21 protein-coding genes are annotated in these 25,115 nt (G+C 67.0%); 11 read left to right on the plus strand and 10 right to left on the minus strand.

The window, feature by feature from the left end; translation table 11 throughout:
• Positions 1-6: 6 nt before the first annotated feature.
• Genes BT115_RS07245 through BT115_RS07260 form a run of 4 tightly spaced genes read right to left on the minus strand, consistent with a single transcriptional unit; the run spans position 7 to position 3,006 of the window.
• A complete protein-coding gene (locus tag BT115_RS07245; protein WP_218184739.1) occupies positions 7-1,002 on the minus strand; it encodes an FAD:protein FMN transferase in 996 nt (331 codons plus the stop codon).
• Between the two features lie 38 nt (positions 1,003-1,040).
• Positions 1,041-1,850 carry a DUF4198 domain-containing protein gene (locus BT115_RS07250; protein WP_072321793.1) on the minus strand — a complete coding sequence of 270 codons (810 nt, stop codon included), beginning with the start codon at positions 1,848-1,850 and terminating at the stop codon, positions 1,041-1,043.
• A 14-nt stretch (positions 1,851-1,864) separates the two neighbouring features.
• The gene (locus tag BT115_RS07255; RefSeq protein ID WP_072321794.1) at positions 1,865-2,374 is read right to left on the minus strand and encodes a DUF2271 domain-containing protein; all 510 of its coding nucleotides are present in this window, start codon (positions 2,372-2,374) and stop codon (positions 1,865-1,867) included.
• Positions 2,375-2,385: 11 nt separating this feature from the next.
• Positions 2,386-3,006 (minus strand): PepSY-associated TM helix domain-containing protein, encoded by a 621-nt coding sequence (locus BT115_RS07260; protein ID WP_072321795.1) that lies wholly within the window; start codon positions 3,004-3,006, stop codon positions 2,386-2,388.
• A 160-nt stretch (positions 3,007-3,166) separates the two neighbouring features.
• On the opposite strand from BT115_RS07260, the gene BT115_RS07265 reads away from it, so the two are divergent.
• The 6 genes from BT115_RS07265 to BT115_RS07290 are packed head-to-tail and all read left to right on the plus strand — an operon-like array spanning position 3,167 to position 8,097.
• Positions 3,167-3,841, plus strand: coding sequence for a response regulator (locus tag BT115_RS07265; RefSeq protein WP_072321796.1), 675 nt, complete (start codon positions 3,167-3,169; stop codon positions 3,839-3,841).
• Positions 3,834-5,267 carry a sensor histidine kinase gene (locus BT115_RS07270; protein ID WP_072321797.1) on the plus strand — a complete coding sequence of 478 codons (1,434 nt, stop codon included), beginning with the start codon at positions 3,834-3,836 and terminating at the stop codon, positions 5,265-5,267. The genes BT115_RS07265 and BT115_RS07270 overlap by 8 nt, the downstream gene beginning before the upstream one ends.
• 41 nt (positions 5,268-5,308) lie before the next feature.
• Positions 5,309-6,145 (plus strand): alpha/beta hydrolase, encoded by an 837-nt coding sequence (locus BT115_RS07275; protein WP_255369363.1) that lies wholly within the window; start codon positions 5,309-5,311, stop codon positions 6,143-6,145.
• Between the two features lie 2 nt (positions 6,146-6,147).
• Positions 6,148-6,507: an EamA family transporter gene (locus BT115_RS07280; protein ID WP_072321799.1), complete on the plus strand. Its 360-nt coding sequence runs from the start codon at positions 6,148-6,150 to the stop codon at positions 6,505-6,507.
• Positions 6,504-6,902, plus strand: coding sequence for a DMT family transporter (locus BT115_RS07285; RefSeq protein ID WP_072321800.1), 399 nt, complete (start codon positions 6,504-6,506; stop codon positions 6,900-6,902). The genes BT115_RS07280 and BT115_RS07285 overlap by 4 nt, the downstream gene beginning before the upstream one ends.
• A complete protein-coding gene (locus BT115_RS07290; protein WP_072321801.1) occupies positions 6,886-8,097 on the plus strand; it encodes a DegT/DnrJ/EryC1/StrS family aminotransferase in 1,212 nt (403 codons plus the stop codon). The genes BT115_RS07285 and BT115_RS07290 overlap by 17 nt, the downstream gene beginning before the upstream one ends.
• A gap of 18 nt (positions 8,098-8,115) precedes the next feature.
• Here BT115_RS07290 and tsaB read toward each other — a convergent pair whose 3' ends face one another.
• Positions 8,116-8,805 carry a tRNA (adenosine(37)-N6)-threonylcarbamoyltransferase complex dimerization subunit type 1 TsaB gene (tsaB, locus tag BT115_RS07295; protein ID WP_072321802.1) on the minus strand — a complete coding sequence of 230 codons (690 nt, stop codon included), beginning with the start codon at positions 8,803-8,805 and terminating at the stop codon, positions 8,116-8,118.
• Positions 8,802-10,172 carry a cell envelope integrity protein CreD gene (gene creD, locus BT115_RS07300; protein ID WP_255369364.1) on the minus strand — a complete coding sequence of 457 codons (1,371 nt, stop codon included), beginning with the start codon at positions 10,170-10,172 and terminating at the stop codon, positions 8,802-8,804. Before creD ends, tsaB begins: the two co-directional genes overlap by 4 nt.
• Before the next feature lie 235 nt (positions 10,173-10,407).
• On the opposite strand from creD, the gene BT115_RS07305 reads away from it, so the two are divergent.
• On the plus strand, positions 10,408-10,806 hold the full coding sequence (locus BT115_RS07305) for a hypothetical protein (RefSeq protein WP_143144478.1): 399 nt from the start codon (positions 10,408-10,410) through the stop codon (positions 10,804-10,806).
• 21 nt (positions 10,807-10,827) lie between these two features.
• Here the strand turns inward: BT115_RS07305 and BT115_RS07310 are convergent, their stop codons facing one another.
• Positions 10,828-12,756, minus strand: coding sequence for an ATP-dependent DNA helicase (locus tag BT115_RS07310; protein ID WP_072321804.1), 1,929 nt, complete (start codon positions 12,754-12,756; stop codon positions 10,828-10,830).
• A gap of 76 nt (positions 12,757-12,832) precedes the next feature.
• Here BT115_RS07310 and BT115_RS07315 point away from each other — a divergent pair, with 76 nt between their 5' ends.
• Positions 12,833-15,589, plus strand: a complete 2,757-nt coding sequence (locus BT115_RS07315) for a valine--tRNA ligase (protein ID WP_072321805.1) — start codon at positions 12,833-12,835, stop codon at positions 15,587-15,589.
• A gap of 124 nt (positions 15,590-15,713) precedes the next feature.
• Here the strand turns inward: BT115_RS07315 and BT115_RS07320 are convergent, their stop codons facing one another.
• Complete coding sequence (locus tag BT115_RS07320) at positions 15,714-16,136, minus strand: DNA polymerase III subunit chi (protein WP_072321806.1); 423 nt, start codon at positions 16,134-16,136, stop codon at positions 15,714-15,716.
• A gap of 10 nt (positions 16,137-16,146) precedes the next feature.
• Entirely contained in the window at positions 16,147-17,637 is a 1,491-nt protein-coding gene (locus BT115_RS07325; protein WP_072321807.1) for a leucyl aminopeptidase, read from the minus strand.
• A 98-nt stretch (positions 17,638-17,735) separates the two neighbouring features.
• On the opposite strand from BT115_RS07325, the gene lptF reads away from it, so the two are divergent.
• Both lptF and lptG read left to right on the plus strand, forming a co-directional pair.
• A complete protein-coding gene (gene lptF, locus BT115_RS07330) occupies positions 17,736-18,839 on the plus strand; it encodes an LPS export ABC transporter permease LptF (protein ID WP_072321808.1) in 1,104 nt (367 codons plus the stop codon).
• Complete coding sequence (gene lptG, locus BT115_RS07335) at positions 18,839-19,936, plus strand: LPS export ABC transporter permease LptG (RefSeq protein WP_072321809.1); 1,098 nt, start codon at positions 18,839-18,841, stop codon at positions 19,934-19,936. The genes lptF and lptG overlap by 1 nt, the downstream gene beginning before the upstream one ends.
• Positions 19,937-19,984: 48 nt before the next feature.
• On the opposite strand, the gene BT115_RS07340 is transcribed toward lptG, so the two are convergent.
• Entirely contained in the window at positions 19,985-23,449 is a 3,465-nt protein-coding gene (locus BT115_RS07340) for a hybrid sensor histidine kinase/response regulator (RefSeq protein ID WP_177257391.1), read from the minus strand.
• Between the two features lie 142 nt (positions 23,450-23,591).
• Here BT115_RS07340 and BT115_RS07345 point away from each other — a divergent pair, with 142 nt between their 5' ends.
• Positions 23,592-25,058 carry a GTPase gene (locus BT115_RS07345; RefSeq protein ID WP_072321811.1) on the plus strand — a complete coding sequence of 489 codons (1,467 nt, stop codon included), beginning with the start codon at positions 23,592-23,594 and terminating at the stop codon, positions 25,056-25,058.
• Positions 25,059-25,115: the final 57 nt, after the last annotated feature.

Raw genomic sequence — 25,115 nt, forward strand, 5'->3', positions numbered from 1 at the left:
GCAAATTCACGGCTTGGCCAACGCGGCGAAAGCCGGCGACATGCGCTCCTCCAGGCGACCGTCGTCGCCATGCAGGATGAACAGCACGGCGATGCCGTGGCGCTTCGCATAGGCCAGACCTTGTTCGGGGCCGAGCACCATCATGGCCGTACCCAGCGGATCGGCGTGCAGGCCGTCGTCAGCCACGATGCTGACCGACGCGACCCGATGCGCCACCGGAGTGCCTGTGCGCGGATCGATGTGATGCGAGAAAAAGCGGCCGCCGTCCTCGAAGAAATGACGGTAATCGCCCGAGGTGGCAATGGTCTTCTCGTCCAGCACGACGACGCGTTCCAGTTCGTCCTGCCGCTGCACGGCGCCAGCTGCCGCACCCGGCCGTTCGACGCCCACCCGCCACGGCGAGCCATCCGGTTTGCGCCCGTGTGCACGCAGTTCACCGCCCACCTCGACGAGGTAGGCGGATGCGCCGGCACGATCGAGAAAGGCGGCAACCTGGTCCACGCCGAATCCCTTGGCGACCGAGGAAAGATCCACGTACACGCCACCGGGTTGGAACGCGCTCTGGGTTGCCTCGTCGAGGCGAATGCGCTGCCAGCCCACGCGCGCTCGCGCGGCGTTCAATGCTGCAGCGCTGGGGGTCTCACGTCGTCGCTCGCCCGGTCCGAAACCCCACAGATTCACCAGCGGCCCAACGGTCGGGTCATACGCTCCACCGGTATCGCGCGCCAATGCCAACGCGTGACGCAGCACGGCGAAGAACTCGGGCGGCAGGGTATGCCAGGTACCCGCAGGCGCGCGATTGAAACGACTCAGATCCGACGCGTCGTCATAGGTGCTCATCTGCGCCACGACCGTGTCCAACTCGGCCTGGATACCTTGCTGGATCGCAGCACCGTTCGCGCCCTCAGGCAGCACGACGTTTGCGGACCACGTCGTGCCCATGGTCTCGCCGCCGAAGCGGCGAACCTCGCTGGCACTGGCAGCGAACGCGACCCATGCCATTCCCATGGCGAATGCGCGGTGGCCGATGCGATGCATGGCTACTGAGGCAGTACTTCCAGCGTCGCCGTATAGGCGAGCCGGCGTTGCTTGGCTTCCTTCATCGAAGTCTTCGTGTCTTCCGTCGACGCATTCACCCAATACATGCCCGCGTTCGGCCAGGTGAAGGAGAACTTGCCATCCTTGTCGGTGCTGGTGTCCATTTCGTCTTGCGCATTGCGATAGCGCGTGGCGCCTTCGATCGCCACCACCTTGAGGTTCGCTGCCGGCTTGCCGTCGATCAGGAGCTGGAAGGTGGCCTTCTCGCCAGCCACGAGGTCGTTCGGCGACGTCACAGGCACCAGCTCGAGACCTTTGTTCGTCGGCTTCAATGCGCTGCCACCGGGCGAGCCCTGCGTCACGAACGTTTCCACGCGATTGGCCATCTCGCTGACCTGGACTTGCTTCGCCCCGGCCGGAATGGCGCTCTTCATATCCTCGGGCTTGCCGCGCCAGCGCTTCTTCTGGCCATCGATCTCGTAGTTGGCGAAGAGACCCTGATTGACGATCGCGAGACGGTACGTGCCCTTCTGCGGCACGGGCAGGTCGAAGGTGCTGCGGTACTTGCCCGTGGCGGCGTTTTCCGGCTTCACGATGGAACCGTCCGGAGCGGTAATGACCAATGCATCCAGTGGCGCCGGAAAGTGGTCCGGGTAGTAGAGATCGTTGGAGACCGCCGCGTCGACGGTCACCCAGGCGTCGTCGCCGGAAATCACAGTCGCCGACGGCACCATCCACATCTTGTGCGCCTGTGCGGCAACAGGCAGGACGAGCGCGGCGCAGAGAACGGCGCGAGCGAGTACGTGCTTCATGGGCAAGGTTCCGTTCAAGGGTTGAGGTCGAGGTCGATCTGGCCGAGTTCTTCACTGCCCTTGGCGGACAGATGCACCGGGCGCGTGGCGGGCCAGTCGAAGGGAATGCGTTGCGCCTCGCGACCGCCGACTTCGCGCGCGGCCTCGACGACCAACTCGTAGTGCCCAGGAGGCAGCGTTCCGAGCGGCGGCTTGCCGTCGGTGAAACGCAGTTGATGCTGGCCGGCGGGACGCGTGGCGCCGGAGACGCCATCGATGGGCATGCTCTGGTCGCGACCACTGCGCCGCCACCACTGGCGCATGTCCTTCAACCACTTGGTGCCTTCGCCATCTGCTTTCTTGGTGTCGTACCAGACCGCCAGGTTGGCGGCCACGCTGTGATCCTCGCGCTCCACCCACACGGCCACGTACGGGCGGTGATACTCGGCGACCTTCAACGCCGGGATCTCCACGGTGAGGTTCATGTCGGCGGCATGCGCCAGCGCGGGCACGAGGCAGAGGACGAACGGAAGGTTTCGACGCATGAGCGATTCCATCAGTGGATGAAGATGAGAGCGAGGATCACCGGCAGCACGAAGCCCAGTGCCACCATCGGCCAGGTCATGCCGCGCTGCGCGGCGTGCATCTTGAGTAGGATCAGTCCGGTCACGGCGAACACCAGGCAGGCCAGCGCGAACACGTCGATAAACCAGCGCCAGACGGGTCCCGTGTTGCGCCCCTTGTGCAGATCGTTGAGGTAAGCAAGCCAACCGCGATCGGTCGTCTCGTACTGCACCTCGCCTGTCTCGCGATCGATGCTCACCCAGCCATCGCCGCCGGGTCGCGGCAGCGACAGATAGACCTCGTCGTCGCTCCACTCGCCCGGGCGCCCCTCGATGTGCGCGCCGGTATGACTCGCCACGTAATCGGCCACGGTGGCGGGAACGGGCGCGGAAGCACGGCCGGCGCCGAGGCCCGCGCGCAACGCGTCCGGCAGCGTCGTCACATGCCGCTCCACTTTCGGCGTGGCTTCGATCTGCGCCGCGTGGTTGAGGGTGAACCCGGTCACAGCGAACAACAGCAGCACGGCCAGCGACACGGCGGAACTGATCCAGTGCCAACGATGCAGGTGTTTGAGCCAGAACGCGCGGCGTTGCCGATCGACGGAGTCGCGCATGTGCTGGAACGCCCCTGGAAAACACTTAGGAAGGGCGTCGATAGTAAACCACAATGCGAATCGTTCGCAATTGCATGAGGGCGTCGAACTCGGAAAGCGCCCCGAAAGCCTGTCGCGACAGCATGCGCTGAGCCCCCGCTGGAGCGTATCCTTGGCCCTCATGCGCATACTCCTTGCCGAAGACGACGCCGCCATCGGCGCGGCCGTACGTGCCTCCCTCCAGCAGGGCGGCCATGCTGTGGACCACGTGACGGACGGTGCCAGCGCCGACCACGCGCTACGCGACCACGATTACGACCTGCTGGTGCTCGACCTGGGCCTTCCGCTGCTCGATGGCAGCGACGTGCTCGCCCGCGCGCGCAAGCGCGGCGCGAACCTGCCGGTGCTCGTCGTCACCGCACGCGAAGGCTTGAAGGAACGGGTTCGCGTGTTGGACCTCGGCGCGGACGACTATCTGGTGAAGCCTTTTGCTCTGGCCGAGTTCGACGCGCGCGTGCGCGCGCTGCTGCGCCGACGCACGAGCCATGGTGCCCCGGAGTTCCGCATCGGCCGGCTGCGCCTCGATATTCCCGGGCACCGCGCGTGGATCGGCGACACACCGCTGGATCTGACTGCGCGCGAATTCGGGCTGATCGAGGCGCTTGCCGCACGTGCGGACAAGGTCACCAGCCGTGCGCAACTGGTCGAAGCCCTGTGCAATTGGGACGAGGACCTGACCGACAACGGCCTCGACATCGCCCTGCACCGTCTGCGCAAGAAGCTCCAGGGCTCGGGCACCAGTGTGCGCACGATCCGCGGACTGGGCTACCTGCTCGAAGAAACCGCGGATGCCTGAACGCCGCGCCGCTGCCGCGCGTCGCGCCGCACGGCTCAGTCTGCGCCGCCGCCTGCTCACCTTCCTGCTGGTGCCGGTGCTCGGCGTGCTCGTACTGGACGCGGTGATCGGGTACTTCGTCGCCCTCGCCTATTCCAACCGCGTGCATGACGCGGACCTTTCCGACTCGGCACTCACGCTGTCGGAGATGATCGACAGCGACGCCCTGAGCGGTGAGTTGACGGCGCAGGCGCGCTTCCTCCTCGAATACGATCCCGACGGACGCAACTACTACTCCGTGGTCAGTGACCGTCACGGTCGGATGATCGGCAATGCCGAACTCACCGGGCCGGGCGTCGCGATTCCCACCGACGCCGCACCGAAGCTTTACGACACCAGCTTGGGGCGTCGTCCACTGCGCGCTGCCATCATGCGCGTGCCGAACCGACACGATGCTGGCGACGTGCTCACCATCACCGTGGCGGAAAACCTGCGCGACCGGCACACGCGGGCACGCGAGATCCTCTTCCTCACCCTGCCGATGCAGGCACTGCTCATCGTGGCGGTGCTCTGCCTGGTCTGGCTCGGGGTGAGTCATGGGCTGGGTGTGCTGGAACCGCTCACCGCACGACTCAGTCGCCGCGGCCACGACCTCGGCCCGATCGGCGAGGAAGACGTGCCGGTGGAAATCCTGCCGTTGACGCGGACCATCGACGACCTGTTCGCCCGCATGCGCAACATGCTCGGCCTGCAGGAGCGTTTCATTGCGGACGCGGCGCACCAGTTGCGCACGCCGCTGGCGGGCATCCAACTGCACGTAGAGCGCCTGGAAGGCACGACCGACGACGCCGAACGCGCGGACGCCCTGGCGCACGTGCATCGGCTCGCTGCACGCGCCGCACGCACCTCGGCACAGTTGCTCGCACTCACGCGCACGCAGTCGCCGGACCTCCCCGACCACGACGGCATGGACCTGATCGACCTCTCCGCACTGGTCCCCGAAGCGGTGGGCATGCGTGTGCACCAGGCCCTGGGCCTTGGCGTGGATCTGGGTTACGAAGGCGGCGAAGGCCCCTGCCTGGTACGCGGCGACGCGCTCCAGATCCAGGAGGTGATCGACAACCTCGTCGACAACGCCTTCCATTACGCTGGCCGTGGCCACGCGGTCACCGTCTCGCTCGCCGGTACGGATGACGAGGTCGTCCTGGCCGTGGAGGACGACGGCCCCGGGGTGGACGAGGCCTTCCTCGATCAGTTGGGCGAGCGCTTCTTCCGCGTGCCCGGCAGCGACCAGGAAGGCACCGGTCTTGGCCTCGCCATCGTCGAGAGCATCGCGGAGCGCCACGCGGCGAGGGTGGTGTTCCGGCGTGGCGCCGAGTCCGGGCTGAGGGTGGAACTGCATTTTCCTGCGCCGCTCACTGGAAAGCCGGGTGAAACCGCGCACTGAGACGATGGCCCCCTAATGAGTCAATGACGCGAGGCGTCCTTGTGGCCACAACGGCGGAATTCCACTTCGAAGGCGGACGCGATGGCGTCCTGCTGATCCATGGCCTTACCGGCACACCGACCGAGATGCGGATGGTGGGCAAGGGCCTCAACCGCGCCGGTTTCACCGTCGTGGGCGTCCAGTTGGCCGGCCACTGCGGTACCGAGGAAGACCTGCTCGCCACCAGCTGGGAAGACTGGTACGCCAGCGTCGAGGCGGCCGCCGACCAGTTGCGCGGACGCGTCGATCGCGTCTTCGTCGCCGGTCTGTCCATGGGCGCCCTGTTGGCGTTGCGCCTTGCCGCGGTCCGACCCGAGTGGATCGCGGGCGTGGGTGTCTTCGGCGCCACCTTCCGCTACGACGGCTGGTCGATCGGCTGGACCGGCAAGCTCTCGTTCCTGCTGCCCATCTTCAAGCGCCTGGGGATCGGCCGCGGTCGCAGCTTCATCGAGCAGCCGCCGTACGGTATCCGCGACGAGCGTCTGCGCGCGCAGGTCAGCGCCGCCATGTTCTCCGGCGACAGCGAAGCGGCCGGCCTGCCGGGCAATCCGTGGCACGCCCTGGCCGAAATGGTGAAACTGTCGCGCGACGTGCGTCGGCGCCTGCCGGACGTGGTGGCGCCCTGCTTCGTCGCGCATGCCGCCGACGACGACGTCGCCAGCGTCGCCAATGCCGATCTCGTGGCCCGGCGCGTACGCGGTCCGATCGAAATGCTGTTGCTTGCCGACAGCTATCACATGATCACCATCGATCGCGAAAGGCGCACGCTCATCGAACGCACGGCCGATTTCTTCGGCCGCATCGCACGCGATTCGCGCCCATCGCGCATGGCGGCGTAACCATGCACGGCCTCGTGCTCGCGCTGTGGATAGCGAACGTGGTGCTCGATACCGGCGGGCAGTTGGCGTTCAAGGCGGCCGCCGGCGACGAGCGAGCGGGCGATGGGCTCGCGCGCTGGCGCTACATGCTTGCCCGCCCCTGGCTGTGGACCGGCATCGCCTGCTACGTCGCGGAATTCGTGGTCTGGATCGCTTTTCTTTCGCTGGTACCGCTGTCGGAAGGCGTGCTGCTCGGCTCGATCAACATCGTCGCGATCATGCTGGCGGGGCGCGTGCTGTTCCGCGAACGGCTGAGTCCCTTGCGCGTCACCGGCATCCTGCTGGTGGCCGCTGGCGTCGCCATCGTGGGAGCCGGCACGTGAAGCGCTTCTATCTCATCGGGTTCGCCCTGCTGCTGGGCTTCGATACGCTGAACCTCATCTGCTTCAAGCTGGCGGGCACGCATGCGCTGCCGGTCGAAATGAACGTGGCGTGGCTTGCCAGGGTGTTCTCGTATCCGTGGATCTACGGCGCGGTGGTCGGTTACCTCGGCGCCTTCGTCACCTGGATGAGCCTGCTCAAGCACGCGCCGATCGGCCCGGCCTTCGCGGCGTCGCATCTGGAAGTGGTCAGCGTGATGCTGCTGTCGTGGTGGATGTTTGCCGAACCGGTCACGCCGACTCAGATCCTGGGTGCGGTGGCGATCGTCGCGGGCATCGTCTGCCTTGCATTTGCCGAGAGCGGCGAGGATGCGCATACCGATGCCGTTCCGGCCTGAGCGTGAAGCACCGCCGACTGCAGGCTTGCCGCTCGGCCTGTCCGACCTGACGGGCGGCGCGCCCGCGCCACTCACCGCCCTGGCGGCGGCATGGCTGGGGGTCGAGCAGGTGCAGTTGGAGTGCTCCGGCACCTCGGCGCTCACCATCGCGCTCGCCACGCTGCACGAGCATGCGCGCTCGCGCCGCGAGGTGGTGATCCCCGCGTTTACCTGCCCACTGGTGCCCCTGGCGATTCGCCGCGCCGGCCTCGTGCCGCGCCTGGTGGACGTGAAGCCCGGCCATTTCGACATGGACCCGCAACGACTGGCCGAAGCGTGCAGCGAACGCACCCTTGCCGTCGTGCCGACCCATCTGGGCGGACGTACGGCAGACGTCGCCATCGCGAACGACTTGGCGCACGCCGTCGGCGCGTCCACCGTGGAAGACGCCGCGCAGGCGCTGGGCGCGCGCATCGACGGGCGGTTTGCAGGCACGCATGGCGATATCGGCTTCTTCAGCCTCGCCGCCGGCAAGGGACTCTCCATCTTCGAAGGCGGCTTGCTGGTGGCGCGCGACGAAGCCTGGTACGAACGCTTCCGCCGCGTGTCGCGACGCATGGCGCGCTGGCAGCCCGTATGGGAATTGCGGCGAACGCTGGAACTCGCGGGTTACGCCGCGCTCTATCGCCCGCTCGGTCTCGGCACGGCATATGGCAGGCCGATGCGTCGGGCCTTGCGGCGCGGCGACCTGCTGAGTGCGATGGGCGAACGCTTCGACGCGGACTTCCCCATGCACCCGGTCGGTCGCTGGCGGCGTGCGGTCGGTGCCCGTGCGTTTGGACGGCTGCCGTCGTTCATCGCCGCGACGACCACGCAGGCGGCGGCGCGTGTGCCGGCGCTGGCGTCGATCCCCGGCGTGCATGTCTTCAAGGACGATGGCGGCACCTGGCCTTACCTGATGCTTCGCCTGCCTGACGAGGCGACGCGCGACGCCGTGCTGCGGCGCCTGTGGAGTTCGCGGCTGGGCGTCGGCCGCATGTTTCTCCATGCCCTGCCCGACTACGACTACCTCGGCGAGCTGCCCGGTGGCGACGATGTGCCGAACGCGCGCGACTTTGCGGCGCGCACGCTCACCATCACCAACAGCCCGTGGCTCGACGACGCATCCTTTGCGCACATCTGCGCCGTGATCGAGGCGGTGGTGGTATCGCGCTGAGGTGGTCCGCTAGAGGCCCTAGGCCTTGCCCTGCTCCACCAGCGTGAGCGCAACCTTGTCGCGCAGGTATACCGGCAAGGCCAGTTCGGGGGCGACTGCGTCACCGTCGCGAAACCGGCGCACGGCCAGTTCCGCCACGTGTCTTGCCTGCGGGTAACGCGCGCCTTCGGCGGAACGGATCGGTGCCGCGATGCGTTGGCGAAGCGCATCCTGGTACGTGGTCCAACCCGTGCCGACCACATGCCACGACGACACGTCGGGCAGCACCAGAGCAGCCGCCGTATCCACGCGTTCGCGGTCGAGCAGTGTCACGCTGCCGTCGTCCTCCCGGCGCCATGCGGCGACGTAGATCTCGCCCATCCGCGCGTCGATCACCGAAAGCACCGCCGCGTCGTCCTCGGGCGCTTCCAACGCCAGCGCCTGCAACGACGACACCGTGACCACGGGCACGTCCAGCGCCATGGCCATGCCCTGCGCGAGCGATACCCCAAGGCGCACGCCGGTGAAGGCGCCAGGACCGCGGCCGACCGCAATGCCGTCGAGCGCCGTGCGGCTCAGCCCCGCCTCGGCGAGCAAGGCATCGGCCATCGGCAGCACCAGTTCTGCATGCCGGCGCGGTGCGACCTCGCTGCGTTCGATCACCTCGTCGCCGTGGACGAGGGCGACCGAACAGGCTTCGGTGGAGGTTTCGATGGCAAGAAAATTCATGGCGTGTCCAACGGGGCAAGGGGCGGCGCCGTATGCGCGTACCAGTCGATCCGGCGGGTCAGGTACATCAGCAATGCGATCACCCCGACCAGGACCGCCGAGCCGATCAGCAACGCGTACTGCTCCGCGCCGATGAGGCCATACAGTATGGCGTAAACCAGGGCGATGACGCCGCCGAGGACCAGTCCGGCCCGGCGCGCACGCAGCGCTGCCATCGCGTAGCCACCCACGATCAGCACCACCGTCGCTGCCGCGACCGCATAGGCGGGGCCGAAGCCGATCTGTTCGGACAGCGCGAGCAGAAGCACGTAGAAACTCGCCATGGCGGCACCGACGAGCAGGTACTGGACCGGATGCAGGCGCAGGCCCTTCAGGACTTCGAACAGGAAGAACGCCACGAAGGTCAGCGCGATGAACAGCAGGCCGTATTTGCCGGCGCGATCGTTCTGCTGGTAGACGCCGCCTGCCTGGTAGAGCTTCACGCCGACCGCGGACGGCTCCAGCCGCGAGGCCACCTCGCCATCGTTCGCATCCCAGTGCTGTCCATAGGGACGATTGAGATCGAGCACCTGCCAAGACGCGTCAAAGCCCCGCGCATCGACGCGATGCGTACCAGGGAGCAGCGCTCCCGTGAAGCTCGGATCGGGCCATGGCGCGCGGAGACGCATGGTGTTGGTGCGTGCCATGGGCAGCACGGAGAACGATTCGGTGCCCGCGATGCGCAGGGTCATGGCGAAGTCCACGGGCGTCTCGCGATCCGGATCGATCTGTATGGGCGTAGCGAGCACCGTGTACGGCCCCATGCGTGCAGCTGACGATGAGAGCCGCGCATCGTGCCCGTCGATGGTCACGGAGGTGATGCCCTGCAGGCCGCGGGTATCGGCGATCAGCAGGCGAAGCTCCGCCTTGCCGGGACTCCAACTGGCCGTCGAATCCGCCGCGAAACGGCGCACGTCGCTGGGGAGAAGGCGTCCGCGCAGGGTCACGTCGCCCGTGTACACCGGCACTTCGTACATGCCGGCATGACGACGCTCCACGGCCAGGTCCACCACCGTATTCGATTCGTCGGCCAGCACGATTTCCGTGCCGTCGCGCACGCTGACGACCTTGCCGTCGCTGCCGCGCATGTCCTGGCGCGTGGGCACGGCGAGCACGAAGCCGCCGATCGTCTGCGGGCCACCCCACCCTTCCGCCACGCGAACCGAGGCGGCATCGCGCATGGCCTGGCGCTCGCGCACGAGGCCATCCGCCTGCGACAAGGGGATGAGCATGATCAAGGCCAGCAAGGCGACGCCGAGCACCTTCGCCGTGATCGATTGTGTCCAGCGGAACATGGGATTTCCGCTGTCCTGCGTCGTGCGTGTCATGGCGTTCCTCTCGCTACGGTGATGCCGAGATGGTCAACCGCAAAAAAGTGCGAGGGCGGGTCGGATTCTGGCGCGCTCCGGGCAAGCCCTGGCGGAAGCCGGCCCGCGGGCAAGACCGAGGACATGTGGTGCCACACCCCGACCCGGCACCCAGAGCGGGTTCGAGAGTGAGAGTGTTCTCATGACGTGCGGCGGCATTCCATGGAGCATTCGGCGCAACCCTCACGAGGACAGCATGATGCTACCCGTCCAGCTAGCGATGCCCCTGGCCCTGATGGTCGGTGCCGCCATCGCCGCCACGACCCCTCCCTCGCGCCACGGCGACTGGGAAGCCGACACGGGCCCAGGTGATGGCCCGAACAGCGACCGCGCTACCGACAGGCACGGCGACATGCGCATGCTGCGCCTGTCGCTGCAACCGGGTGCATCGTTGCCCTGGCATCGCGACGCCATACCGGGCACAGGCTACGTGCTCGAGGGGGAACTGCACATGCGGACGTCCGGCACGGCGAAGGTCATGCGTACCGGCGACTGTCTTTTACCGAGCATGGCCGCGGAGGGCAGCACCGTGGCCGGTCCGCAGGGGGCGACGGTGCTGGTGTTCTACGCGGAACGCCACGCCACGCGAAGCTGATCCACCAACCTTGCCGCGACGCTAGGACGAGGGAGCGGCAGCGTCCCTGAAGAAGGCGACGACCTCGGCCAGATCCCGCGTGCGCGGCATCGGCGGCAGGCTGGCGAGGAACAGGCGGCCATACCCCTTGGTGCTGAGGCGTGGATCGCACAGCACCAGCACGCCGCGATCGTGCATGTCGCGGATAAGGCGCCCGGCGCCCTGCTTGAGCGCAATCACCGCCGTGGGCACCTGCCAGCCCATGAACGGATTGATCCCGGCTTCTTCCAGGGCCTCCAGCCGCGCCTGCAACACGGGATCGTCCGGCATGGCGAAGGGCAGCTTGTCGATCACGACCACGCTCAACGCCTCGCCAGCCACGTCCACGCCTTCCCAGAAACTGGCCGCGCCCAACAACACACCGCGGCCACTGGCACGGAATGCCTCGAGCAGGCGATGACGCGGCGCCGAGCCTTGCACGAACAGCGGCCACGGCACACGACCTTCCAACTGCTCGGCGGCACGGCGCAACGCGCGATGCGACGTGAATAGCAGGAAGGCCCGGCCGTCGGACGCATCGAGTACCGGGCGGATGGCGTCGATCACCTTGTCGGTGTAGTCGCGAGCCGCAGGATCGGGCAGGCCCTGCGGCAGATACGCCAGCGCCTGATGCTGGTAATCGAACGGGCTTTCCACATGCAGCGTGTGCGGATCTTCCAGTCCCAGTTGCCGAGCGAAATGCCCGAAATCGCCCGCGATGGAGAGCGTGGCGGAGGTGTGGATCCACGCGGCATCGGTGGACATCCGCATCGCCCGCAGTGGCGACGCGAGATCCAGCGGCGTGGCGTGCAGTGCGAAGCCCTTGGGCCAGGTCTCGTACCAGCGAACGTCGCTCGCCGAGTGTTCCTCGGCAATGCGGTCCAGGCGCAGGCTCAGCATCTGCGCGCGTTCGTAGACGTTGGCCAGCCCTCGCGAGCGCTCTCCCAGAGAGGCCAGAAGATCGGCGGTGGCGGCCATGACGTCGCGCAATTCGGTCAGCAGCTCGCGCGCCGTCGTATCGCGATCCAGCGCGCCGAACGGGCCGCGTGGCGGCAAGGAATCGATCGCCAGGCGCAAACGTTTCACCAGATCCTGAATGACCTCGACAGGTTCCAGCAACTGGCTGGTGGCGCCGGTGACGCCCTGCCCTTCGGCCAGCGCGTCATGGCCCAGGTCCACGAGTTGGCGCGAGCTGACGCTCTGCGAGAAGAACTGCCCGGCCAGTTCGGGAATCTGATGAGCCTCGTCGAGGATGAAGGCGTCGGCACCGGGCAGGATTTCCCCGAAGCCCTCCTGCTTGAGCGCGAGATCCGCCATGAGCAGGTGGTGATTCACGACCACGAGATCCGCTTCCATGGCCTCGCGACGCGCCTTCACGACGTGGCAGTCCTCGAAGAACGGGCACTCGGAGCCCAGGCAGTTCTCCGGCGTGGAGGTCACCCGCGGCCATACGGGGGAATCTTCGGGAATGTCCGCCATTTCCATGCGATCGCCACGCCGCGTGCGCGCCGACCAGGCACGGATGGCGGAGAGCTGCGACACCAGTTGCCTGTCCGCGTTACCTTCGCGCACGGCCTGGTCCAGGCGATAAAGGCACAGGTAATTGGAGCGCCCCTTGAGCAGGCTGAGACGCGCCCGGCTGCCGAGCACCGCGTGCACGCGCGGGAGATCGCGGAAGAACAACTGGTCCTGCAGCGCCTTGGTGCCGGTGGAAACGATGACCTTGCGCCCCGACATCAAAGCGGGAACGAGATAGGCGAAGGTCTTTCCGGTTCCGGTTCCGGCCTCCGCGATCAGCACGTCGCGCTCGGCAATGGCGTCCGCCACCGCGGAGGCCATGCGCTGCTGGGCTTCGCGAGGCGCGAAACCGGGCACTTCGCGGGCGAATGGGCCCTCCGCGCCGAGGATCGCGGCCACTTCGAGTTCAGTCATCCGCCAAGTATCGCCTACAATGGCGGTCTTTACGCCTGCCAAAGCGCGCCCGATGGCGCGAGCCGAGAGCCTACGCATGGACAAGAGTTTCGAGCCCAGCCAGATCGAGTCGAAGTGGTACGCCCACTGGGAAGCCAATGGCTATTTCAAGCCATCCGGCAAGGGCACGCCGTACACGATCATGCTGCCGCCGCCGAACGTGACGGGCACCCTGCACATGGGCCATGCGTTTCAGCACACGATCATGGACACGCTGGTCCGCTACCACCGCATGCGCGGCTTCGACACGCTGTGGCAGCTCGGCACCGACCACGCCGGCATCGCGACGGAAATGGTCGTTACTCGCCAGCTCAACGCCGAGGGCAAGCAGCGCGCCGATCTCGACCGCGACGCCTTCATCTCACGCGTGTGGGAATGGAAGAAGGAATCCGGCGGCACGATCGGCCGCCAGATGCGCCGCATGGGCGTGTCCGGCGACTGGAGCCGCGAGGTCTTCACGATGGATGAAGGCCCTTCGAAGGCCGTCGTGGAAACCTTCGTGCGCCTGCACGAAGAAGGCCTCATCTATCGCGGCCAGAAGCTGGTCAATTGGGACCCGGTGCTGAAGACCGCGATTTCCGATCTCGAAGTGGTCAGCGAGGAGGAAGACGGCTCGCTCTGGTCCATTCGCTACCCGCTCGCGGACGGCACCGGCGAGCTTGTCGTCGCCACCACGCGCCCGGAAACCATGCTGGGCGACGTGGCCGTCGCCGTGCATCCGGAAGATGAACGCTACGCGCATCTGATCGGTCGCATGCTCGCGCTGCCGCTGTCCAACCGCCAGATCCCGATCATCGCCGACGACTACGTCGAGAAGGAGTTCGGCACCGGCTGCGTGAAGATCACGCCTGCCCACGACTTCAACGACTACGCCATCGGCCAGCGTCATGGCCTGCCGATGATCAACATCCTCACGGACGACGCGAAGATCAACGACGCGGCGCCGGAGAAATACCGCGGCATGGATCGTTACGTCGCGCGCAAGGCGGTGCTCGCCGATCTCGAAGAGGCGGGCCTGCTGGTCGAGACGAAGAAGCACAAGCTGCAGGTTCCGCGTGGCGATCGCACCGGCCAGGTCATCGAGCCTTACCTGACCTGGCAGTGGTTCGTGAAGATGGACACGCTCGCCGCGCGCGGCCTCGAACTGGTCGAGCAGGGCCACGTGCGCTTCGTGCCTGAGAACTGGATCAACACGTATCGTCACTGGCTCGGCAACATCCAGGACTGGTGCATCAGCCGCCAGCTCACCTGGGGCCACCAGATTCCCGCCTGGTACACCGACAGCGGCGAGATCGTCGTGGCTCGCAGCGAGGCCGAGGCAAAGGCCCAGGCCGCCTCGCAGGGCTACGACGGTGCGCTGCGTCGCGATGCCGACGTACTGGAAACGTGGTTCTCGTCGGCGCTGTGGAGCCACTCCACGCTGGGCTGGCCCGATCCGCAGGCGCAGGCCGCACGCGGCTTCGACCGCTACCTGCCGACGAACGTGCTGGTCACCGGATTCGACATCATCTTCTTCTGGGTCGCCCGGATGATCATGATGACCGACCACTTCACCGGCGAGGTGCCGTTCAAGGACGTCTACGTCACGGGCCTGATCCGCGACAAGGACGGACAGAAGATGTCCAAGTCCAAGGGCAACGTGCTCGATCCGCTCGATCTCATCGATGGCATCGACCTCGACGACCTGCTCGCCAAGCGCACCCGCGGGCTGATGCAGCCGAAGATGGCGGAGAAGATCGAAAAGGCCACGCGCAAGGAATTCGCCGACGGCATTCCGGCCTTCGGTGCCGATGCGCTGCGCTTCACCTTTGCCTCGCTCGCCACCCATGGCCGCGACATCAAGTTCGACCTGGAGCGCTGCGGTGGCTACAAGGCGTTCGTCAACAAGCTCTGGAACGCGTCGCGCTTCGTACTGATGAACCTCGGCGACAGCGCCGTGACGCCCATGGCACCGGCCACGGAAGCCGAGCGCTGGATCCTCACCCGTCTCGGCGAGACGCTGGCAACGGTGAAGGAGCAGCTCGCGCTGTACCGTTTCGATCTCGTGGCGCAGGCTCTGTACGAGTTCACCTGGAACGAGTTCTGCGACTGGTTCCTCGAACTGTCGAAGCCCGCGCTGCAGGGCAGCGACGCGCAGGCCGTGGCGTCTACCCGTTACACGCTCGTCCACGTGCTTGAAACGCTGCTGCGCGCGCTGCATCCGCTCGTGCCCTTCGTGACCGAAGAGATCTGGCAGCACGTGCGGCCGCTGCTCGGCATCGACGGCGACACGATCATGCTGCGCCCCTACCCCGAGGCCTCCGACGTCACCGCAGATGCCGCGGCCACAGCGGAGATCGAATGGGTCAAGGACGTGCTGACCGGCGTGCGCCGTATCCGCGCCGAGATGAACATCGCTCCGGGCAAGACCATTCCGCTGCTGCTCGCCGACGGCGATGCGGCAGATCGTGCACGGGCCGAGAAGTTCGCCGCGCAGATCGCCTTCCTGGGTCGTGTCGAGTCCCCCGCTTGGGTGGGCGCCGACGAACCCGCCGCCGCGGTTGCCGTCGTCGGCGGCATGCGTGTGCTGATCCCGCTCGAAGGGCTGATCGACGTCACCGCGGAGAAAGCACGCCTCGCCAAGGAAATCGCCCGCGTGGAAGGCGAGGTTCGCAAGTGCGAAGCCAAGCTCGGCAACGCCAACTTCGTGGCGAACGCACCGGCCGACGTGGTGGAGCAGGAGCGCCAGCGCATCGCGGACTGGACCCGTCAGGCGGATGCCATGCGCGAGCAGGCTCGCAAGCTGGGAGGCTGAAGCTCCCCAGTCGAAACCGTTTCCTGTGGGAGCCGCTATATAGCGGCGAGGCAATCTTGCGAAACACCGCCAGCCTGCCCTCGCCGCTTTAGCGGCTCCTACAGCGGCGATTCCTTGGGCACGCTCACATGTCGTGCTTGGCGACCTCGAAGCCCAGTTTCTTGTACTGGGTCCAGCGAACGCGGGAGCCGTCGCGCTCCGCCGGATCGGCTGCGACCACTTCGAGCACGCGATCGAAATGCCCTGGCGCGCAGGTGTCGCGCAGATTGATCACCAGCGGACGATCCGGCGTGTCGACACCGGGCGGCACGATGAGGACCGCGCAGATCGCGTCGTCCTCGTCGCCCGCCAGTTGGTGCGGCACGTAGACGTCCTCGCCCAGATCCCACAGGCGCTCGTCGATGGCTTCGGCCTGTTCGAAGTCGCGCGTGAGGATCAGCGTGGGCTGCTGCGCGCCGACCGCTCGCTTGGCGAGTTCGCACACGAGCAGCAGCGGATCCTCGCGAAAACGCGGCTTGTCGATCAGGTAGAAGTCCGCGCGCGGCATGCCGAAGCGATCAGCCGGCCGCGACGCGGTCGAGCAGCCACTGCGTCAGCAGCGGCACGGGACGGCCGGTGGCCATGCCCTTGCGCCCCTCGTCCCACGCCGTACCAGCGATGTCGAGATGCGCCCAGCGGCGCCCCTCGGTGAAGCGGGCGAGGAAGCAGCCAGCCGTGATGGCACCGGCGTACTTGCCGCCGATATTCGCCACGTCGGCAAAGGTGGACTCGAGCTGGCTCTGGTAGTCGTCCCACAGCGGCAAGCGCCATGCACGATCGAGCGTGGCCTCGCCGGCGGCGAGCAACTCGGCCGACAGGGTCTCGTCCTTGGTCATGAGGCCGCTGGCATGCTTGCCCAGGGCGACGACGCAGGCGCCGGTCAGGGTGGCGGCATCGATGAGGGTGTGCGGATCGAAGCGCTTGCCCGTGTAGGTCAGCGCATCGCAAAGGATGAGGCGGCCTTCGGCGTCGGTGTTCAGCACCTCGATCGTGATGCCGGCGAGGCTCGTGAGCACGTCGCCCGGACGGTAGGACGCGCCGTCGGGCATGTTCTCGACCGCGGGCACCACGCAGACCAGGTTTACCGGGAGGCGCAGCTTCACGGCGGCCACGAAGGCGCCGAGCACGCCCGCCGCACCGCACATGTCGAATTTCATTTCTTCCATGCCGGGGCCGGGCTTCAGGCTGATGCCACCGGTATCGAAGGTGATGCCCTTGCCGACGAAGGCATAAGGACGTTCGCCCTCCTTGCCGCCGTTCCACTGGAGGATGACCAGGCGCGGCGCGTTGGCGGAACCGCGGGCCACGGCAAGCAGCGAGCCGAAGCCTTCGCGCTCCATGTCGGCGCGGTCCAGTGCCTCGTAGGTGACGCCTTCATGGGCTTCCGCGAAGGCGCGGGCCTGTTCGGCGATGTAGTCCGGATTGCAGATGTTCGGCGGCAGATTGCCCAGCTCGCGGGCATAGCGCACGCCCTCGGCGATGGCACGCGCCTCGTTCAGGCCGGTTTCGCCCTCGGCAGGCCCCACCAGGGTCAGGCTGGTCAGTTCCGGCTGCGCCTTGTCGCGCGGCTTCACCGTGGCGGTGTAGCGATACGCGGCGTGGTCGGTCGCGAGAGCCGCCACACGCAGGCGCCACGCGGCGTCACGCCCCGGGACGTCGATTTCGGGCAGCCAGCTCACGGCCTCCGACACGGGCAGCCGGCCAATGGCGCGAGCCGCTTCCGTCGCGACCCGCTGGTAGCGCGCGGCATCGAACGATTTCTGCGGGCCCAGGCCCAGGATCAGCACGCGCTCGGCGGACACGCCGGCCGGATGCAGCAGGGTAACGACCTGGCCCACCTTGCCGTTGATGTCGCCAGCCTCGACGAGGCGCTTGATCGCCCCGCTGGCGGCGGTGTCGATCCGTGCCGCGGCACTGGTCAGGACACCGTTCTCGTAGACGCCGACCACGGCCACCGGGGTGGCGGTCGATTCGGGAGCATTGGAACCGAGGCTGAACTGAACCGTCATAGCTAACTGCCTTGCGAAAGCCCGCCGGGGGTCCGGACAGGCTAGACTTGTGGTTTGCCGGCCGGGACTGACGCGGCACGAACCGCCAATTCTATCAAATGCTCAGCATCCTCGACCGTTATTTCCTGCGCGAACTCGCCTATGGGGTCCTGGCGACAGCCATCGTGCTGCTGGTGATCTTTGCCGGCGGCGCCTTTGCGACCGTGCTGCAGAAGGTGGCCAACGGCAGCATCCAGCCCAGCGTCATGTTCGAGGTGCTCGGTCTGCAGATGGTGGATCTGCTCTCGACCCTGCTGCCCATGTCCGCCTTCCTGGGCACCCTGATCGCGCTGGGCCGCATGTATCGCGAGAGCGAGATGCACGTGCTCGCCTCCTCGGGCATGGGCCCCCGCGGCATGCTGCGCCCGGTCACCCTGCTGGCGGTGGTGGCGACCATCGTGGTCGGCCTTGTCTCGCTCTGGCTGGGCCCCCTTTCGTCGCGCACGGCCGATCAGGTTATCGCCGCGGCCAACAAGTCGGTCATCGCCGCCGGCCTCGATGCCGGCCGCTTCACCGAACTGCCCGGCAAGGGCGGCATCATCTTCGTCGACACGCTCAGCCGCGACGGCACCGTGCTGGGCAAGACCTTCCTCGCCACGGACCGGGTGGACAGCGACGGCAAACCCCAGGTCCGCGTCGTGAATGCCAAGCACGGCCAGATGTACCAGGAAAGCGACGGCCAGAACCGGTTCCTCGCCTTGTTCGACGGCTGGCAGTACGAAATCCCGCTGGGCACCGACAACTGGCGCCGGATGAAGTACGAGCGCAACGACATTTCGCTGTCCAACATCACCGACGATGACGACGACACCGATCCGGCGCACGAGGCAAGCACGACCGACCTGTTCAAGATGAACACGGCGGACGGCCTGGGCGAGCTGGTATCCCGCTTTGCCGCGCCGGTCAGCACGCTCGTGCTGATGATGATGGTGCTGCCGATGTCACGGCAGGCGCCCCGCGACGCCCGCTACGGGCGCCTGCTGATCGCTGTGCTGGCGTATTTCCTCTATGTGGTCTGGCAGTTGATCGCGCGCGCGCAGATCATCAAGGGTCACCTGCATACCTCCGCGCCGATCTGGCTGTTGCACGCCATCGTGTTCGGTGTGGCGGCCTGGTACTTCTGGCGACAGAACACCGCCCGGCGCGTGAAGGGAGCTGGCTGATGGCGACGTTGACGATCAAGCGCGCCGATCGCCTGATCGGCGCCAGCGTGCTCGGCACGCTGTTGCTGGTGTGGCTGGTGCTCACCGGCTTCGATGCGCTCACGCAGTTCGTGCGCCAGTTGGGCAACATCGGCAAGAACGGCTTCACGCTGTACGACGCCATCGCGTACATCATGCTCACGGTGCCGCGGCGCCTGTATCAGATGTTCAGCAATGCCGCGCTCATCGGCGGCCTGCTCGGCCTCGGCGGCCTGGCCGCCACCGGCGAGCTGACCGCGCTCCGCGCAGCAGGCATGTCGAAGCTGCGCATTGCGGCATCGGCAGCCGGCGTCATCGCCGTACTCACCGCGGGCGTCGTCGTCATGGGCGAGACCGCGGCGCCCTATGGCGACCAGCACGCCCAGGCCATCCAGGTGAGGATGCGATCGAGCAACCTCGGCTCGACGAGCAGCGGGCTGTGGGCACGCGACGGCGGCAAGATCATCAACGCGAAGTCGGCCATCGCGACGCAGGACGGCGATCGCACCACGGTCAAGCTGGTGGACGTTCGCGTGTACTCGTTTACCCCTGACGGCCAGGTGACCACGTTCGCGCACGGCGACAGCGCCATCCACGACGGCAACCACTGGATCATGACCAACGTGCGCACCACGGCACTCGACGCCCAGGGCACGCATTCCTCCCACGCCGACACGCAGACGTGGGAATCCCGGCTCAATCCACACGTGCTCGAGCAGTCGGTGATCCATCCCGAATACCTGTCGATGGCGGACCTTCGCCGCAACATGCGCTACCTGGAAGCCAACGGACAGAATCCGGGTGCCTACGCCGTCGCGTTCTGGGGCCGGGCGCTGTTCGCCCTGAATACGCTCGTACTCGTGCTGTGCGCCATGCCGTTCGCCTTCGGCTCGCTTCGCTCGGGCGGCCTCGGCAAGCGCCTTTTCGTCGGCATCATCCTCGCCATCGGCTGGTACTTCCTGCAAGGCGCCATGGTGAACTTCGGCACCGTGTACGGACTGCCGCCGTTGCTCGCGAACCTTCTGCCAACGTCGCTGCTGATCGTCGGCGCACTGGCTTACTTCAGACGATTCGGTTAGCCGGTCTCTTCGCCATTCGGCGAACAAGGCGAAAGAGCGCGGCGCGTCTCACGACGCACGCGCGGCGCAGACGCTTTCCAGCGTCGCGTCGAGATCGTCGCCCGTCATCGGCTTGCGCAGCAGCGCATTCATGCCGGCTTCGCGGATGGCCGTCACCTCGTCGCCAGCCGATCGCGCGGTAACCGCCACGATCGGCAGGCCGTCGAGGTGATCCATGCGCCGCACGAGACGCGCGACCTGAAAGCCGTCCACCACGGGAAGATCGAGGTCGAGCAGCAGCGCATCGAAGTTACCCTGGGCCAATTCGGTCATGGCGGCAAGACCGTCGCCCACCGCGTTGACGACGTGGCCACGCTGGCGTAGCAACCCGGCGATGACGTCGCTGACTACCGGATCGTCTTCGACGAGCAGCAGGCGCTTACCCGACGTCACCGTCGGAGTGGCAGGCGCCGCACCCGATGAGCACGCCTCGCACGTGCATGGCAGCAAGGGCAATCGAACGATGAAGGCGCTGCCACTGCCTGGCTCGCTGCGCACATGGATGTTGCCGCCCATGAGGGTGCAAAGCTCGTGGCAGATCGCGAGACCGAGACCGCAGCCCTGCGACCGTTGCGGCGACCCGCCCTGCTCGAAACGAGAAAACACGCGAGCACACAGCTCCGGACACATGCCCGGCCCCGTATCGTTTACCGTCATGACCAGCCACGTACCGTCGCGCGCCACGTGCACGGATACGCCTCCGCCGTCCGTGAACTTCACGCCGTTGTTCACCAGGTTCTGCAGGATCTGACGAAGGCGAATGGCGTCGCCACGAAGGGTCGCGGGCACATCGGCGTCGACCGATGAGGTGAGGGTCAGGCCTTTGTCCTTCGCCGCGCCCACCGCCAGCGCAACGACCTCTTCCGTCAGGATGCGAATGGGCACGCACTCCGATTCGAGCACCAGGCGACGCGCTTCGATGCGCGTAATGTCCAACGCATCGTTCACGAGCCGCAGCAGTGTCGTGCCCGATCGACGCACGGCTTCGACATAGGCGCGCTGGGTGTCGTCGAGCGCCGTCTGCGCCATCAGCTCGGCCATGCCAAGCACGCCGGTCATCGGCGTCCTTATCTCGTGACCCAGCGTTGCCATGAAGTCGGTCTTGGCCGCATTGGCTTCTTCCGCGAGCCGCCGCTGTTGCTCCGCGAGCTTGAGCCGCATGGCCTGACGGACGCGGCGCCGTGCGCCGATCACGATGGTGCCGACCGCCGCGAGGGCGAGTGCGGCATACGTCAACCACGCCCACCAGCGCAGCCACGGCGGCGCATCGACCACGATCGTCAGCGGGCGATCGAGCGACCCGTTCACGCCATCGCGTCCCGAGCCCGAGATCGCCAGGCGGTACGTGCCCGCGGCGAGCGGGCCGAACGCGCGCCGTCCATACTTGTCCGTGTGCAATTCCGTTGTCTCACCGCCCTGGGCGAGGGTGAACACGAGATGGTTGCGGTCGGGATTCACGTACGAGAGCGCACGCGCACGCACGATGAGTTCCCTGTCGTTCCAGCCGAGCCGCAGGACGCCGCCCTCCATGGCGATGGGCTGGCGCATACCGTTGCGGGATACGCTGGCACCGAGCACGACGATGGAAGGCTTGCGTGTGTGATCGCGCTGACGATCGGGACGGAAGCCCACCAGACCGCCGAGGGTGGCACCGTACATCGTGCCGTCGTCGAGCTGGACCGTGGTGCCATTGGTGAACTCGCCGCTCGCAAGACCGTCCGCGAGGCCAAAGGGGCGGAACGTAGCGGTACCGGGATCGAAGCGCCACACGCCCGTTTCGCCGTACAGCCATATGCGCCCTGCCACATCCCTGCGCACGTTCAATATGTCGGCTGACGGAAAGCCCTCGTTGCCGCCGATGCATCGATCCCGTTCGGCCCGTCTACCGTCCCAGCGATAGTGTTCCAGCGCATCCGAGCGCACCAGCCAGAAGCCGTCTTCGTCCGGCTCGAACGCATTGATGCGACCACGCGCCACGCCGTCGACGAACTCCATCCGGCCCGACGCCCTGTCCAATCGCGTGAGCCCGGCAAGGCTCGCCTGCCACAGTTCATCACCGACGACCTCGATCTGGCGTGTATCGGCCACACCGCGCTGCGCGGCGGCGAACGGAATCTCGCGTGCGCGGGACAGGCTGCTGTCGAGCGCGAACAGGCCCTGACCGAGCGCGGCCGCATAGACCGTGCCGTCGGGTGCCGACACCAGCGAGACCACGGGGTGATGGATGGCATGACGCAGCAACGGCCGCGACTTGCCTGCGCGAGCGATGAAAAGCCCTTCAACGGTGCCGACGAGCAAGCCACGCGGCACCTCGAGCAGCGATTGCACGCGCAGCGAATCGAGGGTGAAGCCCTCGGCCGTCTTGCCAGTGGCCGGGTCGAAGCTGCGAACCCATCCGCGCAGGCCTCCTACCCAGAGTTGCGTGCTGCCTTGGGCAGCCACCGCCGTGACGGTACGGCCAGGAAAGCTGAAGACGTCGGTCGCTACGTGGGCGAAACGGGTGAAGTCCTCCCAGGCGGGACCGAGATACGCGAGCCCGCCGTCACTCAGCGCAAACCAGAGTCCGTGTTCGCGGTCCTCCAACATGCCGCGAACCGCGCGTCCCGGCAGTCCGCCCGAAGCCGTCCACGACCCGCGGATATCATGCAGACGCCCGTAGCGATCGAGCATGGAGAGCCCATGCGGACCCGCGACCCATAACGTGCCGTGGCTGTCGGCAAGCGATGCGTGGAAGGCCGATGCCGGCAGCCGGCGATCGCGTCGCAGTTGCCCGTCATGAGCGAGCCGATACAGGCCACGGTCCGTGGAAAAACGCAGCTCCGCGGCGTGTCCGTCGATCCGCAGGACGCGAGGCCGGCTGCCATCTTCGAACGGCACGGGCGTCACGACACCCAGGGCATCGACGACGTCTACACCGGCGTCGGAGCCGATCCATACGCGACCGTCATCCGACGCGTGCAGCGCGTGGACCGAGGGCGAGGAAGGTCCATCTTCACCCGCAGCAAGACGCGTGAGCCCACTGCCATCGGCGCGCATGTGCGCAAGCCCACCCGACGTACCCACCCAGATCGTGCCGTCACGCGCCTGTGCGATGGCGCGCACATCGTCGTCGATGAGGCCATCGCGCCAATGCACGAAACCGCCGGTCGCCGGGTCGTAGCGCCCCAGGCCCATGTCGGAACCGCCGATCCAGAGACGATTGTCCGAATCCACCAGCAAGGCGGTCACACCACCCAGCGGGAGCGGACGCGAGCGGTCCGGGCCGATAGCCGGCGTGGTGAATTCCACGCCGTCGAAACGCGAAAGACCGACGGCCGTGCCCACCCAGATGAATCCGTGACCATCCTGCGCCACGGCCTGCACCTTGCTGCTGGGCAGTCCCTCGTGCAGACCATAGCTGCGGAATTGCGGCGTGGGCACGGGCGGCATGGTGGCCGCCGTGGCGATGGGAAGGGTCACGATCGAACCGATCATGACCACGAGGATCCATCTCGTGATGAGCGTGCAGTGCATTCGCGGGTTCCTGGTGCGACGCCGATCATGCCATGCGTCACGAAGGGAAAAAACCTGAATGGCACGTAGGTGGATACCCACACCGTGCGCTTAGAATGCAGGCATGTCCCGTCGACTCCGCCTGCTCGTGACAACCGTAGGCCTGGCCGCTCTCGCCTGGCTCCTGCTGGCGTCGATCGAGCGCGCCATAGCGCTGGCAGAGCGCTTTGAAGGCCTTCCGCAAGGTATGCGCTGGCTCGTAGGCGGTGTCTTGCTGCTGCTCCTGGGCCTCGGCGCGGCGGTAGCGGTGTGGTGGTTGCGGCCACGCAGACCGCGTGCGCCCGTGACGGCACCGGATCGCACGTCGCTCGAAGCGCGCATCGCTCAACTGCGCCACGATGACGCTGGCGTTGAGGAACTTCGCAATGAGCTGACGGAACTCGACCGCCGCCGCGCGAGTGCCCGCACGTATCTCGCCGTTTTTGGTGAGATCTCGACGGGCAAGTCGTCGCTGATCGCAGCCATGGTGCCCGGCGCGGCGCCCGCAAGCGATGCGCGCGGGGGCACCACGCGCGAGGTAACGCATTACGAGACGTCCGAGTGGGGCGACGTGTGGACCATTGCCGATGTGCCCGGCTCCGCCGAAGCAGGTGGCGAAGCCCGCGAACGCCTCGCACGCGCGGAAGCGCTGCGCGCGCATGCGGTGGTCTACGTCTGCGCTGGCGACCTCACCCGTTCGCAGGCCGAGGAACTGCGCTGGCTCGGCGACTTCGGCAAGCCGCTCGTGCTGGCGGTCAACAAAGCCGATCAATGGACTGACATCGAACGCGACCAGATTCTGCAACGCGTTCGCGAACAGGTCGACGGTATCCCGGATGCCGTGCTGGCAATCAGTGCCGGCGGCGAAGAGCGCTTCACCCGCCGGCTTGCGGACGGCAGCACCGAGGACGTCACGCGGCGCCGGCCCGCGCAATGGCAGCCGTTGCGCGACGCCCTGCGCCGCCTGCTCGCCGCTGGCCCCTTGGCGCTGGAAGCGCAGCGCGAGAATGCCGTGCTGGCGAGCCTTCACGAACGCACCGGCGAGCGCGAGCGCGCCTATCGCGCCGACGAGGCGGAACGTATCGTCAGCCGCTACGCGCGGCGCGCCATCGTCGGGGCGATGGCAGCCGTAGCGCCGGGCAGCGACCTCGTCATCCAGGGAGCACTCGCCGCCAGCATGGTGCGGGCGCTGGCATCGCTGTACGACGTGCGCGTCACCGACGTGGAAGTGGACAACCTTTTGCGCCAGGTTCGCATGACCTTGCGCACCGGAACGTCGGTGGTCCTCGCCGTGGCAGGCAATGCCCTCAAGGCGTTTCCAGGCCTCGGCACGCTGGGCGGCGGCGTGCTGCACGCCTTCGCCTACGCCTTGATCTTCGACAGTTTCGGTCGCGCGCTCGCGGCCACGCTTGCCGAGCGTCAGGCGCTCGACCAGGCCGATGCGGGCGAGCGCATGCGCGAACTGCTGAGCGAGGTGGACGCCTCGCGGCTGCGACGATTGGCCGACCTCACTGGTGAGGCGCTGCGGTTGCGTCACGAACCTTCCGATTAGGTGAACAATCCGTTCGCGGCGGCCCCCGCTGACAAGGCCGCCGCGCTCGGCCACACT

Origin of the sequence: Luteibacter sp. UNCMF366Tsu5.1 (genome assembly GCF_900119235.1) — a bacterium.
Classification (GTDB): Bacteria; Pseudomonadota; Gammaproteobacteria; order Xanthomonadales; family Rhodanobacteraceae; genus Luteibacter; species Luteibacter flocculans.

Bases quoted from the DNA above. Each gene is read 5' to 3' on its own strand.
- BT115_RS07245 (WP_218184739.1), bottom strand. From the start codon at position 1,002: ATGGCATGGGTCGCGTTCGCTGCCAGTGCCAGCGAGGTTCGCCGCTTC.
- BT115_RS07250 (WP_072321793.1), bottom strand. From the start codon at position 1,850: ATGAAGCACGTACTCGCTCGCGCCGTTCTCTGCGCCGCGCTCGTCCTG.
- BT115_RS07255 (WP_072321794.1), bottom strand. From the start codon at position 2,374: ATGCGTCGAAACCTTCCGTTCGTCCTCTGCCTCGTGCCCGCGCTGGCG.
- BT115_RS07260 (WP_072321795.1), bottom strand. From the start codon at position 3,006: ATGCGCGACTCCGTCGATCGGCAACGCCGCGCGTTCTGGCTCAAACAC.
- BT115_RS07265 (WP_072321796.1), top strand. From the start codon at position 3,167: ATGCGCATACTCCTTGCCGAAGACGACGCCGCCATCGGCGCGGCCGTA.
- BT115_RS07270 (WP_072321797.1), top strand. From the start codon at position 3,834: ATGCCTGAACGCCGCGCCGCTGCCGCGCGTCGCGCCGCACGGCTCAGT.
- BT115_RS07280 (WP_072321799.1), top strand. From the start codon at position 6,148: ATGCACGGCCTCGTGCTCGCGCTGTGGATAGCGAACGTGGTGCTCGAT.
- BT115_RS07290 (WP_072321801.1), top strand. From the start codon at position 6,886: ATGCCGTTCCGGCCTGAGCGTGAAGCACCGCCGACTGCAGGCTTGCCG.
- tsaB (WP_072321802.1), bottom strand. From the start codon at position 8,805: ATGAATTTTCTTGCCATCGAAACCTCCACCGAAGCCTGTTCGGTCGCC.
- creD (WP_255369364.1), bottom strand. From the start codon at position 10,172: ATGACACGCACGACGCAGGACAGCGGAAATCCCATGTTCCGCTGGACA.
- BT115_RS07305 (WP_143144478.1), top strand. From the start codon at position 10,408: ATGATGCTACCCGTCCAGCTAGCGATGCCCCTGGCCCTGATGGTCGGT.
- BT115_RS07310 (WP_072321804.1), bottom strand. From the start codon at position 12,756: ATGACTGAACTCGAAGTGGCCGCGATCCTCGGCGCGGAGGGCCCATTC.
- BT115_RS07315 (WP_072321805.1), top strand. From the start codon at position 12,833: ATGGACAAGAGTTTCGAGCCCAGCCAGATCGAGTCGAAGTGGTACGCC.
- BT115_RS07320 (WP_072321806.1), bottom strand. From the start codon at position 16,136: ATGCCGCGCGCGGACTTCTACCTGATCGACAAGCCGCGTTTTCGCGAG.
- BT115_RS07325 (WP_072321807.1), bottom strand. From the start codon at position 17,637: ATGACGGTTCAGTTCAGCCTCGGTTCCAATGCTCCCGAATCGACCGCC.
- lptF (WP_072321808.1), top strand. From the start codon at position 17,736: ATGCTCAGCATCCTCGACCGTTATTTCCTGCGCGAACTCGCCTATGGG.
- lptG (WP_072321809.1), top strand. From the start codon at position 18,839: ATGGCGACGTTGACGATCAAGCGCGCCGATCGCCTGATCGGCGCCAGC.
- BT115_RS07340 (WP_177257391.1), bottom strand. From the start codon at position 23,449: ATGATCGGTTCGATCGTGACCCTTCCCATCGCCACGGCGGCCACCATG.
- BT115_RS07345 (WP_072321811.1), top strand. From the start codon at position 23,592: ATGTCCCGTCGACTCCGCCTGCTCGTGACAACCGTAGGCCTGGCCGCT.